The sequence below is a fragment of the Sphingomonas sp. S2-65 genome (genome assembly GCF_021513175.1).
Classification (GTDB): Bacteria; Pseudomonadota; Alphaproteobacteria; order Sphingomonadales; family Sphingomonadaceae; genus Sphingomonas.
In genome coordinates, this window is sequence record NZ_CP090953.1 from 2,986,349 (window position 1) to 3,000,707 (window position 14,359).

Consider the following 14,359-nt stretch of genomic DNA (forward strand, 5'->3'; position numbering starts at 1 on the left):
TTGGGGATAGCGGCGAAGTGTAAACAAAACCGACATCACCGAAAGCAGGTGAAATCTGTCGCCTCCTCAGCAACCGTTTCGTTTCCGCATCGTTTGATCCGCGGATCAGCCTATATCGACGGCTGAAAAGGAGCCTTAGCGTCATGCCGGAATCGAAGCCCATCATTCCCGTCATTCTGTCGGGTGGATCGGGCACGCGCCTGTGGCCGATGTCGCGGCCCGAGAAGCCGAAGCAGTTGCTCTCGCTGACCGACGAATTGACCATGCTCCAGCTGACGGCGCAGCGTGCTTCGGGCGAGCAGTTCGCCAAGCCGATCGTCGTCGCCAATGCCTTTCATGCCGACCTGGTCGAAGAACAGCTGGGCGAAGTGGAATCGGCGGCACAGGCGCTGATCCTCGAGCCCATCGGGCGCAATACCGCGCCAGCCATCGCCCTGGCTGCGATTGCGGCGGGTGGTGGCAGCGATCCGGTGCTGATCATGCCATCCGACCACGTCATCGCCGATGTCGAGAGCTTCCATGCTGCGATCCAGGCGGCCTTGCCACTGGTAAACGACGGATGGCTGGTCACCTTCGGCATCGCCCCGGATGCCCCGGAGACGGGCTATGGGTGGATCAAGGTCGGCGAGAAGCTGGCAGAGGGCGTGCACCGTGTGGCGCGGTTCGTGGAGAAACCGCCCCGCGACAAGGCGGAGGCGATGCTGGCCTCGGGCGATCACGCCTGGAACGGCGGCATCTTCCTGTTCCGGGCCGACATGTATCTGGGCGCACTCAGCGTGTACGCACCGGAGATGCTGGTCGCGGCGCAGCAGTCCATGGACCGCGCCAGGCGGGAAGGGCCGAGGATCTGGCCCGATGCCGAGTCCTTTGCCGCGTGCCCGTCCGACTCGATCGACTATGCAGTGATGGAAAAGGCGCCGCGCGTTGCGGTGGTTCCGGTGTCGATGGGGTGGAGCGATGTCGGCAGCTGGGACGCGCTGCACGCGGTCAGCAACCCCGACGCCGGCGGCAACGTAGTGCGCGGCGATGTGGTCGCGATCGATGCGCATAACTGCCTGGTGCAGAGCGAACCCGGCAAGCGCGTCGCCTTGGTAGGCGTGAAGGACCTCATCGTCGTGGTGTCGGGAGCCGACGTGCTGGTGCTGCCGCGCGGGCGGAGCCAGGAAGTGAAGAAGCTCATCGAGGCGATGAAGGACAGTTGATGCACGGGCGTGTGCGGCGAAAGGCTGCGCTCGCGGCGCTCATGCATGTTCCGCCTCCGCCGGCGGAGGAACGCTGTGCCCTTTGCCAGCGGATGCTTGGCCGGCGCGTAGAATGGCACCACGTCGTGCCGAAGAGTGAAGGCGGACGCGCGACCGTTCCGGTGCATCCGATCTGTCACCGCACGATCCATGCGACCGTTTCGAACGTCGACCTGGCGCGGGTGTACCCGACCATCGAGGCGCTGCTGGAGCGGGAGGATATCCGGCGCTTCCTCAGCTGGGTTGATGACAAGCCACCCGATTTCCACGCGCCGACGCGGCGGAAGTCGGGCTGATCCCGGCCTCAGGCGAGCAGCGCTTCCGCCTGGTCGAGCGTATCCTTGAAGCTGGCTACCAGTGCCTGATATGGCGCGGGGCTGGTCATATTGAGACCGGCGCGCTTGAGGATGTCGACCGGGTAATCCGATCCGCCGGCCTTCAGCACCGACAGGTAATTGTCGCGCTCGCGCGTGCCGCCCTTCAGGATCGCCTGCGCGAAGTAGGTCGCCGCCGAAATGCAGGTGGCATATTGAAAGACGTAGAACGCGTTGTAGAAGTGCGGGATGAACGCCCATTCGTTGGCATAGGACGGCTCGAACTTCATGGCGGGCCCATGATAGCGCTTCAAGAGGTCGCCATAGATGCTGGTGAACTTGGCGCCCGACAGGCCTTCGCCGGCTTCGGCCATGTCATGGGCTTTCAATTCGAATTCGGCGAACATGGTTTGGCGGAAGAAGGTGCCGCGGAAATTCTCCATCTGCTGGCCGAGGTAGAAGAGTTTCTCTTCCTTGCTCTTGGCTTGCTTGAGCATATGGGCGACCAGCAGCTGCTCATTGAGAGTGGAGGCGATCTCGGCAAGGAAGATCGGGTAGTCGGCTTTTTCGAACGGCTGCGCGGTGTTCGAGAGCAGCGAGTGGAGCGCGTGGCCCCATTCGTGCGCATAGGTGCTCAGCCCGTCATATTTCTCCGACAGATTGAGCAGAAGATACGGGTGCACGTCGAACGCGCCGGGGTTCATGTAAGCGCCCGGGCGCTTGCCGGGGCGGGGGAACGGATCCATCCATTTGGCCGCCGTCGCTTTGGCGATGCGCGCCTGATAGTCGGGGCCGAGTGGCTTCACCGCTTCAAGCGTGGTGGCGCGCATCTGATCCAGCGTGAACGGGCGGTCGAGCGACACGAGCGGGGGATAGATGTCCCAATAGCCGAGGTCGGAAAGCTTGAGCATGCGCCGGCGCAAGTCGAAATAGCGGTGGAGCTGCGGCAGGCCCTTGTTCGCCTCGGCTACAAGCGTCCGATATACGCCCTCGGGCACATTGTTGCCTGACAGCGCCGCCGCCAGCGCGCTCGGGTACTTTCGCGCTTTGGCGTGGAAGATGTCACCCTTTATCTGGCCGTTATAGGTGGCGCCGAAGGAGTTCTGGAACTTGCCATGAGCGGCCCAGAATGCGTCAAACACGGCCTTCCTGTCGGCGCGGTTCGGAGCATCGCGATTAAGGGTGTAACCTTGGCTGTCGAGACGAACTTCCTGCCCGGTCGACAGAGTGATCGTCGGCCACGGGATATCCGAGGAGCGCAGCTGGCCTGACACTTCGTCGGGCGTCTGCAGCGCCGAGCCCGCACTGGCGAGGATCGCCTCGCCCTCGGGTGACAGGGTGTGTTCGGCCTGGCGGATGGTGTTGGCGAGATAGAAGTCGAAGCGTGTCTTCAGCGTCTGATTTGCGGCGATGAAGCCGTCGAGCTTGGGCTTGCCGATGGTGAGCAGTTCGGGCGAGAACCAGGCGGTGGACTCGCCGAATGCAGTGTAGAGATCCGTCGCCTGTGCCTGCTTCTCCTGATAGGCGGCGACGCGGACATCCTCGTCGCCCTTCAGGCTGACATAGGTGTATATCCGCGCGATCGTGCGGCCGAGATCGGATTGCAGGACGAGCGCCTGCGCTAGGGTATCGGCGCTTTCGCTCAGACGGCCTTTATACTTGGCAAGGCCGGGCAGGGCCGCCAGCGCCTGCTTGCGCGCCTGATCCCAGGCTGCATCGCTGGGATAGAGCTCGCTCAGGTCCCAGGCTGCCCCAGGCGTTGCGCCGGACTGCGCCCAGGCAGGCGCGGCGGAGGCGAGAGTGGCGAGCGCGGCGGCGGTCAACGCTTCGCGGCGGGAGAGTTCGGGCATCATGGTTCCTCGGCGGCGCACGCGAAGCGGTGCGTATTGGCAGCCAATGTGTCTCGTGTTCCCCGGCAAGGGAAGTGCTTTGTTCTGGTAGAGCACCTCGTTGCAGCCAAAAAGAAAGGGCTGGGGATCTCTCCCCAGCCCTTCCGGTTCAGCAAACAGCTTGGACTTAGAAGTCCATGCCGCCCATGCCGCCGCCCGGCATTGCCGGCATTGCGGGCTTGTCGTCGGGCAGCTCGGCCACGGTTGCTTCCGTGGTGATGAGCAGGCCGGCGACCGAGGCCGCGTTCTGGAGCGCGGTGCGGACGACCTTGGTCGGGTCGATCACGCCGGCGGTCACCAGGTTCTCATAGGTGTCGGTCGCAGCGTTGAAGCCGAACGACGTGTCGGTCTGATCGAGCAGCTTGCCCGAGACGACCGCGCCGTCATGGCCGGCATTCTGTGCGATCTGGCGAACCAGCGAGGTCAGCGACTTGCGAACAATGTCGATGCCGCGGGTCTGGTCTTCGTTGGCGCCCTTGGTGCCTTCGAGAGCCTTGGTCGCGTACAGCAGCGCGGTGCCGCCGCCGGGGACGATGCCTTCTTCGACAGCTGCGCGGGTTGCGTGCAGCGCGTCGTCGACGCGGTCCTTGCGCTCCTTGACTTCGACTTCCGAAGCACCGCCGACCTTGATCACGGCAACGCCGCCGGCGAGCTTGGCGAGACGCTCCTGGAGCTTCTCACGGTCGTAATCGCTGGTGGTGATTTCGATCTGCTGGCGGATCGCGTCGGTGCGGCCCTTGATCGCATCGGCTTCACCGGCACCATCGACGATGATGGTGTTGTCCTTGTCGATCGTGACGCGCTTTGCGGTGCCGAGCATGCCGAGCGTGACGGACTCAAGCTTGATGCCGAGGTCTTCCGAGATCACTTCGCCCTTGGTCAGGACGGCGATGTCTTCCAGCATCGCCTTGCGACGATCGCCGAAGCCCGGTGCCTTGACGGCTGCGACCTTCAGGCCGCCGCGCAGCTTGTTGACGACCAGGGTCGCCAGCGCTTCGCCTTCGATGTCCTCGGCGATGATCAGCAGGGGACGCCCCGACTGCACAACCGCCTCGAGGATCGGCAGCATCGCCTGGAGCGACGACAGCTTCTTCTCGTGGATCAGGATGTACGGATCGGCGAGTTCGACCTGCATCTTTTCCGGGTTGGTGATGAAGTACGGGCTCAGGTAGCCGCGGTCGAACTGCATGCCTTCGACGACGTCGAGCTCGAACTCGAGACCCTTGGCTTCCTCGACGGTGATCACGCCTTCCTTGCCGACCTTCTCCATCGCTTCCGCGATCTTCTCGCCGACTTCCTTGTCGCCGTTCGCGGAGATGATGCCGACCTGGGCGACTTCCTGCGAGCCCGAAACCGGCTTGGAGCGCGACTTGAGGTCCGCGACGACGTTGGCGACGGCGAGATCGATGCCGCGCTTGAGGTCCATCGGGTTCATGCCGGCGGCAACCGACTTCATGCCTTCGCGCACGATCGCCTGAGCGAGCACGGTGGCCGTGGTGGTGCCGTCACCGGCGATGTCGTTGGTCTTCGAGGCCACTTCGCGCACCATCTGGGCGCCCATGTTCTCGTACTTGTCCTTGAGCTCGATTTCCTTGGCGACCGACACACCGTCCTTGGTGATGCGGGGCGCGCCGAAGCTCTTTTCGATGACCACGTTGCGGCCCTTCGGCCCCAGGGTCACCTTGACGGTGTCGGCGAGAATGTCGACGCCGCGGAGAATGCGCTCACGCGCGTCGCGGCCGAATTTTACGTCCTTGGCTGCCATGTGACTGCCCTTTCAGTTTGGAAGTTTGCGAAAGTTGTGCGGAAACGAGGTTCAGCCGATGAACCCGAGCCAGTTGGCGTTAGCCAACAATCCCGAGAATATCGCTTTCCTTCATGATCAACAGGTCTTCGCCGTTGACCTTCACCTCGGTGCCCGACCACTTGCCGAACAGGATGCGGTCGCCGGCCTTGACGTCGAGCGGCGAAACCTTGCCGTTCTCGTCCTTGGCGCCAGCGCCGGCGGCGACGACTTCGCCTTCCTGCGGCTTTTCCTGGGCGGTGTCTGGGATGATGATGCCGCCGGCGGTCTTTGCCTCGGCTTCGACGCGGCGAACGAGCACGCGGTCATGCAACGGACGGAAGTTCATTGCGCTGCGATCCTTAAACTAGGGTCTGATAGGGTTTTAGCACTCAAGCTACTCGAGTGCTAACGCTGCTGGAGATGCTGCCGACGGGTCGCTTCGTCAAGGGCCAGCCCGCAAAAATCTCGTACGCGTATTGGCTGTCTAATACAGCCGTTTACTCCGCCCGTGTCCTCCGGTAGCACCGGAGAAATTGCAAGTGGAGCACGGCCAAGTGAAGCTCGTTCGAGGTGCGTGGAAAATTCTCGTCGGGATCAAGGACTTCCTGGTCCTGGTCTTCATGCTGCTGTTCTTCACGGCGTTGTTCGCGGCGCTGTCGCACCGGCCCAACAAGGCGGGGCTCCGCGACGGCGCGCTGGTGATCGCGTTCAACGGGACGCTGAGCGAGCAGCCCGAGGACAATGATCCGCTGGCGAGCGTGACCGGCCGGCGGGCGCTGAAGCAGCTTCGCCTGCGCGACGTGCTGCGCGCACTCGACAGCGCAAAGAGCGATGCGCGCGTGAAGGCCGTGGTGCTCGACCTGGACAGCTTCATGGGCGGCTATCCCGCGGCGGTCGCGGAAGTCGGCGAAGCGGTGCGGCGGGTTCGCGCGACCGGCAAGCCGGTGCTCGCTTATGCCACCGGCTATACCGATGCCGGCTATCTGATCGCCGCCAACGCCAGCGAGGTCTGGCTCAACCCGATGGGCGGCACGCTGTTCGCCGGCCCGGGCGGCCGCCAGCTTTATTATAAGGGGCTGCTCGACAAGCTCGGCGTTACCGCGCACGTCTACAAGGTCGGCAAGTTCAAGTCGGCGGTCGAGCCCTATATCCGCGCCGACATGTCGCCCGAGGCGCGCGAAGCCAATCAGGCGCTGTACGGCGGCATCCTGGCGCAGTGGCAGCAAAACGTCGCGACGGCGCGTCCCAAGGCGCGGATCGCCGACTATCTCACCAAGCCCGACCAGGTGGTGGCGACCACCGGCGGCGACATCGCGCTCGCCAATCTGAACTACGGCCTGGTCGACAAGCTGGGCGACCGTTTGGCGTTCGGCAAGCGCGTGGCGGAGATCGCGGGCAAGCCCACGGGCAAGCCTGCGGGCAATTTCAATGCGATCAAGCTGAGCAACTGGCTCGCCGCGAACCCGCTGCCGACCGGCGGCGAGGCGATCGGCGTGATCACCGTGGCCGGCGAGATCGTCGATGGCGAGGCGGGCCCGGGAAGCGCGGGCGGCGACACCGTGAGCGGGCTGCTGCTCAAGGGACTGGCCGAGAAGAAGCTGAAGGCGCTGGTGGTGCGGATCGATTCGCCGGGCGGCTCCGCGCTCGCGTCCGAGCAGATCCGCCAGGCGGTCCTCCAGGCCAAGGCGCAAGGGCTGCCGGTGGTGGTGTCGATGGGCAGCCTGGCGGCGAGCGGCGGCTATTGGGTGGCGACCGCAGGCGATGTGATCTTTGCCGAGCCGAACACCATTACCGGGTCGATCGGCATCTTCGGGATCATCCCGACCTTCGAGAACACGCTCGCCAAGATCGGCGTGACCACCGATGGGGTACAGACCACGCCGATGACCGGGCAGCCCGACGTGACCGGCGGCACCAACGAAGTGACCGACCGCGTGCTGCAGGCGGGGATCTCCAACGGCTATGCGCGCTTCATCCAGCGCGTGTCGGAATCGCGCAAGCTGCCGCCGCAGCGAGTGGACGAGATCGGCCAAGGCCGGGTGTGGATCGGCGGCGTGGCGCACCAGCTGCGGCTGGTCGACCGGTTCGGCGGGCTGCAGGCGGCGATCGACGAAGCCGCCAAGCGGGCGAATCTGGACCCGGCCAAGGTGCATGCCACCTATCTGGAGAAGGAACCGAGCAGCTGGATCGCGTTCGCCAACGCATTCGCCGAGGACGATTCGGACGATGATTGGGCCGAGCAGCCCGCCGGCGCCGATCTGTACGCCCGCATCGCGCTGGAGCGGCGCGGGCTGGTCGGCCAGGCGCTGGGCGACGCACGCCGGCTGAGCGCAGGCGGATCGGTGCAGGCGCGCTGCCTGGAATGCGGAGGCTTCGGCCCCGCGGGCGGACGGGCTGGCGACCAGAACCTGTTCGACCTGGTCATGGCGCGGTTCGGCCTGTGATCGCGATCCGGCCCGCGCAGCCCCAGGATGCTGCCTCGATCGCCGCGATCTACGCCCCGCATGTGCTGACCGGCACCGTGTCGTTCGAGACCGATCCGCCCGACGCGCGCGCGATGCGGGCGCGGATGGCGGCCAGCGACGGGCTGTATCCCTGGCTGGTGGTGACCAACGGCGACCCGGAAGGCGGCGTGATCGGCTATGCCTATGCCACGCGTTTTCGCGACCGGCCGGCATATCACTATGTGGTCGAGACTTCGATCTACATGACCGATGCGTCGCGCGGACAGGGCGCGGGGCGGCTGCTGTACGAGGCGTTGATCGACACGCTGCGGGCGCAAGGGTTCGTCCAGGCGATCGGCGCGATCGCGCTGCCCAACGACCATTCGATCAAGCTGCACGAAGCGGTCGGGTTCAGGCGCGCCGGGGTGTACCGCGAGGTCGGGTACAAGCATGGCCAGTGGATCGATGTCGGGATCTGGCAGTGTGAGCTCAACGAACCGCGCGTGCCGCCGGTGGAGCCGAAGCGGTTCGCCGATGTGGGGGTGGTGCGGGGCTGACTCCGATGCCGCGCTGATCGGCGATGCTTGCCTCAATCCTCCCCTGCAAGGGGAGGGGGACCGCCAGCGTAGCTGGTGGTGGAGGGGTGTCCCCTTTCCGGTAGCGGGATACCCCTCCGTCACGCTGCGCGTGCCACCTCCCCTTGCAGGGGAGGATTTTTCCGCCTGCGGTGCTTGCCGCAAACGACATCGCTCGTGGTGATCCCCCTCCACCATGCTTCGCATGGTCCCCCTTCCCCGTGCCGGGGAGGATTTGGGAGGGTCGGGTTAGTTCAGGGTCAGGCTGGGCTTGCACGGTGACCATGCGGGTTGCGGGTGCCTGGGCTGCTTCGACGGCGCGCACGGTAGCCATGCGGTTATGCGGCAGGTCGGCATTGGGGAGCAGCGTGGCAGCCACCGGCCGGGACTTGGCGGCGGGACGGTTGGACCCGGCCATCACGGCGAAGCGCGGGTCGGCGGCGGCGTTTCCAGCGACAGGTCGTCGAGGGTGGAAGCCTGGAACACGCGGCGGGCGACGGTCTCGCGGTCGCGCTCGAGCTTGGCTTCGAGCTTGTCGAGCTCGGCGGGATTGATGCCGTGGGTGGCATGGCGCGGCGCTTGCCAGTTTGAACGCGGCCAGAGGCCCAGCAAATCCTCCCCGGAACGGGGAGGGGGACCGCTCGCGCGAGCGAGTGGTGGAGGGGGCTTGCCTCTAAGGACATCGCCCGTGGTGAAACCCCTCCACCATGCTTCGCATGGTCCCCCTCCCCGTGCCGGGGAGGATTTGGGAGGGTCGGTTAGTTGAGGGTCAGGCTGGGCTGCACGGTGACCATGCGGGTTGCGGGTGCCTGGGCTGCTTCAACGGCGCGCACGGTAGCCATACGGTTGTGCGGCAGGTCGGCATTGGGGAGCAGCGTGGCAGCCACCGGCCGGGACTTGGCGGCGGAACGGTTGGACCCGGCCATCACGGCAAAGCGGGGGTCGGCGGCGGCGATCTCGGCGATGGTCTTGGCGGCGCGCTTGGTGATCTGGCGCACGCGCTCCTTGGTGACGCCGGTTTCCAGCGACAGATCGTCGAGGGTGGAAGCCTGGAACACGCGGCGGGCGACGATCTCGCGGTCGCGCTCGAGCTTGGCTTCGAGCTTGTCGAGTTCGGCGGGGTCGATGCCGTGGGTGGCGGTCTTGAGGCGCGGGCCTTCGCGGCGCAGCGCGGCTTCCTGGCGCTTGGGACGGGGACGGCGGGCGAGCGCTTCGATGCCGACCTTGCGCAGATGATCGACATAGGCGTCGATCAGCGACGAGATGGCGCCGTCGGCGAGATAGTCCGAGGCGGCGGCTTCGGTGCGCTCGAGGGCATAGTCGTCGGCGATCATCGATTCGGGCGAGATTTCCTCGCCGTCGGGGCCGGTGGCGAGCGCGCTGAGCGACACAGTGGTCGCCTCGACCTTCTTGGCGGAAGGTCGCTGATCGGTCATCAGGCGGAAGCGCAGGCTCTGGAGCTCGCCGCGGATCTGCCAGTTCACGAAAGTGGTGAACTGCGCCTTGGCGGGGTCATAGGCTTCGATCGCGCGGTGGACGGCGATGGCGCAGCACTGCTCGGCATCGTCGAAATGCGCGACCAGGCCGTACTGGCGGACGAAGTGGCGGATGCGCGGGGCGATCAGCTTGAGGATCTGGGCGAAGGCACGGTCGACGGTGACGCGCTGGCGGTTGGTGCGCGGCGCATCCTTGGGCGTGTTCTCGAGAACGACGGCAACAGCGGCCTCGAGCGCGATCGTGGTCTTCGACATGATGTGATCCCCTGTTTCATCGTGCGGCGAGCCGCGCTGATGGAGGACCTATGAACGCTCGCCGGGAGCCGGCCTATTCGCTGCAACTCCTTACGGGGACTCTCCCTACGGGGGATTCCCGGGATGGGCCCGGCAAGGTTTCGTTAAAGCTTTCGCCCTCAGCGCCGCCCGCGATAGGCAGGCAGGCCAAGCTTCCATTTGATCGCGGCGGCACGCAGGCCGAAGCCCGCAGCTGCGGCGATCAGCCCGGCGGGAAGCGACGGCAGCCCGGCCAGGCTCATAGTTACATATAGAGCGGAAGTGAGCGCGGCGGCGGTTACGTACAGCTCCGGACGCATCAAAATCGACGGCTCGCCGACCAGTATGTCGCGGATGATGCCGCCGACACAGGCGGTGACCACCCCCATGAACGCCGCGGGCACGGGCGGAATGCCATAGCCGAGCGACTTGGCCGCGCCGAACGCGGCATAGGCGGCGAGCCCGAAGGCATCGAGCCAGGCGAAGCTGCGGTCGCTCCACCAATGTTCCGGCGTGAGCCAGATCAGCACGGCGACCGACAGGCAGATCGTCGCGACGCTGGCATCATGCACCCAGAATACCGGCGCGCCGATCAACAGATCGCGCACCGTGCCGCCGCCGACGCCGGTTATCAGCGCGAAAAAGGCGGCGGTGACGAAGGTCTGCGCGCGCCGGGTCGCCGACAGGGCGCCGGTGGCGGCGAACACGGCGATGCCGAACAGGTCGAGCCAGGGGAGGATGGGGCCGATCTGGGTGGTGACTTCGACTTGCATGCGCCGCTTTTCCCGTGTGCGCGCGGACAGGTCAAACCGGTACTGGCGATGGCGGGGCCGCTGCGGCATTAGGAGCCGCCCACTCACTGGACATTATGTGCTTATGCAACGCACCGAACCTCCGCTGATCGTCGTTGCCGTGCTGCTGGCGGCGCTGGCCGGCTATGTCGACGCGATCGCCTTCACCAGCCTGGGCGGGTTCTTCGCGTCGTTCATGAGCGGCAATTCGACTCGGCTCGGCATCGGTTTGGGCAGCGGCGATGCCTATGCCGCGAAGATGGCGGGCGGGCTGATCCTGAGCTTCGTGAGCGGCGTGATCGCGGCGAGCGTGATCGCGCGGGCAACCGGCGCGCGGGCGCGCGGCGCGGTGATGGCGGCGGTGACGCTGCTGCTGTTGGCGGCGGCCATCGTGGCGGCGGTGATCCCCGGCCCGGCGGTGCTGTTGCTGCTCGCCTGCGCGATGGGCGTGGAAAACGGCGTGTTCACGCGCGACGGCGAGGTGTCGATCGGGCTGACCTACATGACCGGATCGCTGGTGCGGATGGGGCAGAAGCTGGGCGGCGCGCTGATGGGCGATGCCGACCGTTGGGGCTGGGTGCCCTATCTGACGCTGTGGATCGGCTTCGTGGCCGGAGCGGTCTCGGGCGCTGCGAGCCAGTGGCGCTGGGAATGGGATGCCTTGTGGCTCGCCGTTCTGCTGGCGGCGGCAATCACCATCGTGCTGGTGCGGCTCGAGCGGCGGGCGTAGCGGGGGGTCTTCGCGGCCAGTTACACCATGTCATCCCGGCCTTGAGCCGGGATCCCGCTTCTTCTCCCGGATCCAGGTAGCGGGACCCCGGCTCAAGGCCGGGGTGACAGAGGAACGGTTTGAGCGGGCTCAGACGTGGATCGGCTTGCCCAGCACGCCCATCGCGGCTTCCTTGAGCGCTTCCGAATGCGTCGGATGGGCGTGGCAGGTGTAGGCGATGTCTTCGGAGGTGGCGCCGAATTCCATTGCCTGCGCGGCCTGGGCGATCATGGTGCCGGCGACGGCGTTGATCATCCACACGCCGAGCACGCGGTCGGTCTTCGCATCGGCGATGACCTTGACCCAGCCATCGGCCTCGCGGTTGGTCTTGGCACGGCTGTTGCCGGCCATCGGGAACTTGCCGACCTTGACCTCGCCCTGTTCGCGCGCCTGCTCCTCGGTGAGGCCGACGCCCGACATCTCCGGCATGGTGTAGACGACGCTGGGAATGACGTCGTGGTTCACGATGCCGGTCAGGCCGGCGATGTTCTCGGCGACCGCGATGCCCTCATCCTCGGCCTTGTGCGCGAGCATCGGGCCGGGGATCACGTCGCCGATCGCCCAGACGCCGTCGACCGCGGTGCGGAAGTCATGGTCGGTTTCGATCTGGTGGCGCTGGTTGAGCTGCAGGCCGATCTTGTCGAGGCCCAGCCCTTCGGTGTTGGGACGGCGGCCGATCGAGACCAGGACGTGGCTCGCCTCGATCGTCTCGGCCGCGCCGCCGGCGGCGGGCTCGACGGTCAGGGTGACGCCGGTGGCGGTCGCCTGCGCGCCGGTCACCTTGGTGCCGAGCTTGAACTCGAAGCCCTGCTTCTTGAAGATGCGCTGGGCGTCCTTGCGGATCTCGCCGTCCATGCCGGGCAGGATCTGGTCGAGATATTCGACCACGGTGACCCTGGCGCCGAGGCGCTTCCACACCGAGCCGAGCTCGAGGCCGATCACGCCGCCGCCGATGACGACGAGGTGGCTGGGGACTTCGCTCAGCTCGAGCGCGCCGGTCGAATCGACGATGCGCTGCTGGTCGACGGTGACGCCGGGCAGCGGCGTGACCGACGAGCCGGTGGCGATGACGATGTTCTTGGCGGTGACGGCGCGCTCGCCGACCACGACGCTGTGCGCGTCCTGGAAGCTCGCGCGGCCCTTGAGCCATTCGACCTTGTTCTTCTTGAACAGGAACTCGATGCCGCCCGTCAGGCCCCTGACCGCTTCGCGGCGGCCGCCGTGCATCGCCTCGAGGTCGAGCTCGACCCCCTGGGTCTTGACGCCCCATTTGGCGAGCGTGCCGTCATGCGCTTCCTCGAACAGCTCGGAAGCGTGCAGCAGCGCCTTGGACGGGATGCAGCCGACATTGAGGCAGGTGCCGCCCAACGTTTCGCGCGATTCGGCGCAGGCGGTCCGGAGGCCCAGCTGCGCGGCGCGGATCGCGGCGACATAGCCGCCGGGACCCGAACCGATGACAAGGACGTCGAAGTCGTATTCAGCCATGGTCTTGTCCTCAGAGATCGATCAGCAGGCGGGTCGGATCCTCGATCGCGTTCTTGAGCGCGACGAGGAAGGTCACGGCTTCGCGGCCGTCGATCAGGCGGTGATCGTAGGAGAGCGCGAGGTACATCATCGGGCGGACGACGACCTGGCCGTCGCGGACGACCGGGCGCTCCTCGATGCGGTGCAGGCCGAGCACGGCCGACTGGGGCGGGTTGATGATCGGCGTCGACATCAGCGAGCCGAACACGCCGCCGTTCGAGATGGTGAAGGTACCGCCCTTCATCTCGTCCATCTTGAGCGTGCCGTCCTTGGCGCGCTTGCCGAAGTCGCCGATCGTCTTTTCGATGCCCGAGACCGACAGATCCTGCGCGTCGCGGATGACCGGCACGACCAAGCCGTTGGGCGCGGAAACCGCGACCGAGATGTCGGCATAATCGTGATAGACGATCTCATCGCCTTCGATCGAGGCGTTGACCGACGGGATGTCGCGCAGCGCCTGGACGGCCGCCTTCACGAAGAAGCCCATGAAGCCCAAGCGGACGCCGTGCTTCTTCTCGAACAGGTCCTTGTACTTGGCGCGCGCCTCGATCACCGCGGTCATGTCCACGTCGTTGAACGTGGTGAGCATGGCGGCGGTGTTCTGCGCTTCCTTGAGGCGCTTGGCGACGGTCTGGCGCAGGCGCGTCATGCGGACGCGTTCTTCCTTGCGGCCGCCGGTCGACGCCGGTGCGGCTGCCGGTGCAGCGGCGGCGGCGGGCGCAGCGGCAGGCTTGTTCTGCGCGGCGGTCAGCACATCGTCCTTGGTCAGGCGGCCGTCTCGGCCGGTGCCCTGGACGCTCGAGGGATCGACGCCGGTCTCGAGCACCGCGCGGCGGACCGAGGGCGAGAGCGCGGCGGCCGCGTCGCTGCCCGGCGCCTGGCCCTGGGCGGGCGAGGACGAGCCATAGGAAGCGATTGCGGCGGGTGCCGCCGGCGCAGCGGCGGGAGCAGGAGCCGCAGCAGGCGCAGGTGCAGCCGCAGGCGAAGCGGCGGCGGAACCGCCTTCGGTGATCGTCGCGATGACCGCGCCGACTTCCACCGTGTCGCCGACCTTGGCGAGCTGCTCGCCCATGATGCCGGCGACGGTCGAGGGAACCTCGACCGAGACCTTGTCGGTCTCGAGGCTGGCGATCGGCTCGTCGACCTTCACGGGATCGCCGGGATTCTTCAGCCACTCGCCGACGGTTGCCTCGGTGATCGATTCACCCAGCACTGGGACCTTAACGTCTGCCATGTCTTTTCTTCCTCGTTCCCAGT

13 protein-coding genes are annotated in these 14,359 nt (G+C 66.3%); 5 read left to right on the plus strand and 8 right to left on the minus strand.

What is annotated here, in order from left to right; genetic code table 11:
- Positions 1-143: 143 nt before the first annotated feature.
- Both LZ586_RS14100 and LZ586_RS14105 read left to right on the plus strand, forming a co-directional pair.
- On the plus strand, positions 144-1,202 hold the full coding sequence (locus LZ586_RS14100) for a mannose-1-phosphate guanylyltransferase/mannose-6-phosphate isomerase (protein WP_261346006.1): 1,059 nt from the start codon (positions 144-146) through the stop codon (positions 1,200-1,202).
- A 41-nt stretch (positions 1,203-1,243) separates the two neighbouring features.
- On the plus strand, positions 1,244-1,537 hold the full coding sequence (locus LZ586_RS14105) for an HNH endonuclease (RefSeq protein WP_235076914.1): 294 nt from the start codon (positions 1,244-1,246) through the stop codon (positions 1,535-1,537).
- Positions 1,538-1,545: 8 nt separating this feature from the next.
- Here LZ586_RS14105 and pepF read toward each other — a convergent pair whose 3' ends face one another.
- The 3 genes from pepF to groES form a co-directional block, all read right to left on the minus strand.
- Positions 1,546-3,408, minus strand: a complete 1,863-nt coding sequence (gene pepF / locus LZ586_RS14110) for an oligoendopeptidase F (protein ID WP_235076915.1) — start codon at positions 3,406-3,408, stop codon at positions 1,546-1,548.
- 163 nt (positions 3,409-3,571) lie between these two features.
- A complete protein-coding gene (gene groL / locus LZ586_RS14115) occupies positions 3,572-5,209 on the minus strand; it encodes a chaperonin GroEL (protein WP_235076916.1) in 1,638 nt (545 codons plus the stop codon).
- Positions 5,210-5,288: 79 nt separating this feature from the next.
- Positions 5,289-5,576 (minus strand): co-chaperone GroES, encoded by a 288-nt coding sequence (gene groES, locus LZ586_RS14120; protein WP_235076917.1) that lies wholly within the window; start codon positions 5,574-5,576, stop codon positions 5,289-5,291.
- Positions 5,577-5,784: 208 nt separating this feature from the next.
- Between groES and sppA the strand changes: the two genes are divergently transcribed.
- Together sppA and LZ586_RS14130 are read left to right on the plus strand one after the other, a co-directional pair.
- Positions 5,785-7,674 (plus strand): signal peptide peptidase SppA, encoded by a 1,890-nt coding sequence (sppA, locus tag LZ586_RS14125; protein ID WP_235076918.1) that lies wholly within the window; start codon positions 5,785-5,787, stop codon positions 7,672-7,674.
- Positions 7,671-8,231, plus strand: coding sequence for a GNAT family N-acetyltransferase (locus LZ586_RS14130; protein ID WP_235076919.1), 561 nt, complete (start codon positions 7,671-7,673; stop codon positions 8,229-8,231). The genes sppA and LZ586_RS14130 overlap by 4 nt, the downstream gene beginning before the upstream one ends.
- 435 nt (positions 8,232-8,666) lie before the next feature.
- On the opposite strand, the gene LZ586_RS14135 is transcribed toward LZ586_RS14130, so the two are convergent.
- The 3 genes from LZ586_RS14135 to LZ586_RS14145 form a co-directional block, all read right to left on the minus strand.
- Positions 8,667-8,861 (minus strand): hypothetical protein, encoded by a 195-nt coding sequence (locus LZ586_RS14135; RefSeq protein WP_235076920.1) that lies wholly within the window; start codon positions 8,859-8,861, stop codon positions 8,667-8,669.
- Between the two features lie 146 nt (positions 8,862-9,007).
- The gene (locus LZ586_RS14140) at positions 9,008-10,000 is read right to left on the minus strand and encodes a sigma factor-like helix-turn-helix DNA-binding protein (protein WP_235076921.1); all 993 of its coding nucleotides are present in this window, start codon (positions 9,998-10,000) and stop codon (positions 9,008-9,010) included.
- 158 nt (positions 10,001-10,158) lie between these two features.
- On the minus strand, positions 10,159-10,791 hold the full coding sequence (locus tag LZ586_RS14145; protein WP_235076922.1) for a trimeric intracellular cation channel family protein: 633 nt from the start codon (positions 10,789-10,791) through the stop codon (positions 10,159-10,161).
- A gap of 103 nt (positions 10,792-10,894) precedes the next feature.
- On the opposite strand from LZ586_RS14145, the gene LZ586_RS14150 reads away from it, so the two are divergent.
- The gene (locus LZ586_RS14150) at positions 10,895-11,539 is read left to right on the plus strand and encodes a YoaK family protein (RefSeq protein ID WP_235076923.1); all 645 of its coding nucleotides are present in this window, start codon (positions 10,895-10,897) and stop codon (positions 11,537-11,539) included.
- A 129-nt stretch (positions 11,540-11,668) separates the two neighbouring features.
- On the opposite strand, the gene lpdA is transcribed toward LZ586_RS14150, so the two are convergent.
- Both lpdA and odhB read right to left on the minus strand, forming a co-directional pair.
- Positions 11,669-13,063 carry a dihydrolipoyl dehydrogenase gene (gene lpdA / locus LZ586_RS14155; protein ID WP_235076924.1) on the minus strand — a complete coding sequence of 465 codons (1,395 nt, stop codon included), beginning with the start codon at positions 13,061-13,063 and terminating at the stop codon, positions 11,669-11,671.
- A 10-nt stretch (positions 13,064-13,073) separates the two neighbouring features.
- Positions 13,074-14,336 (minus strand): 2-oxoglutarate dehydrogenase complex dihydrolipoyllysine-residue succinyltransferase, encoded by a 1,263-nt coding sequence (odhB, locus tag LZ586_RS14160; protein ID WP_235076925.1) that lies wholly within the window; start codon positions 14,334-14,336, stop codon positions 13,074-13,076.
- Between the last annotated feature and the right edge of the window lie 23 nt (positions 14,337-14,359).

What these genes read in the sequence shown, in the direction of transcription:
- LZ586_RS14145 (WP_235076922.1), bottom strand. Translation starts at nt 10,791, where the DNA reads ATGCAAGTCGAAGTCACCACCCAGATCGGCCCCATCCTCCCCTGGCTC.
- lpdA (WP_235076924.1), bottom strand. Translation starts at nt 13,063, where the DNA reads ATGGCTGAATACGACTTCGACGTCCTTGTCATCGGTTCGGGTCCCGGC.
- odhB (WP_235076925.1), bottom strand. Translation starts at nt 14,336, where the DNA reads ATGGCAGACGTTAAGGTCCCAGTGCTGGGTGAATCGATCACCGAGGCA.
- groES (WP_235076917.1), bottom strand. Translation starts at nt 5,576, where the DNA reads ATGAACTTCCGTCCGTTGCATGACCGCGTGCTCGTTCGCCGCGTCGAA.
- LZ586_RS14140 (WP_235076921.1), bottom strand. Translation starts at nt 10,000, where the DNA reads ATGTCGAAGACCACGATCGCGCTCGAGGCCGCTGTTGCCGTCGTTCTC.
- LZ586_RS14105 (WP_235076914.1), top strand. Translation starts at nt 1,244, where the DNA reads ATGCATGTTCCGCCTCCGCCGGCGGAGGAACGCTGTGCCCTTTGCCAG.
- pepF (WP_235076915.1), bottom strand. Translation starts at nt 3,408, where the DNA reads ATGATGCCCGAACTCTCCCGCCGCGAAGCGTTGACCGCCGCCGCGCTC.
- groL (WP_235076916.1), bottom strand. Translation starts at nt 5,209, where the DNA reads ATGGCAGCCAAGGACGTAAAATTCGGCCGCGACGCGCGTGAGCGCATT.
- LZ586_RS14150 (WP_235076923.1), top strand. Translation starts at nt 10,895, where the DNA reads ATGCAACGCACCGAACCTCCGCTGATCGTCGTTGCCGTGCTGCTGGCG.
- LZ586_RS14100 (WP_261346006.1), top strand. Translation starts at nt 144, where the DNA reads ATGCCGGAATCGAAGCCCATCATTCCCGTCATTCTGTCGGGTGGATCG.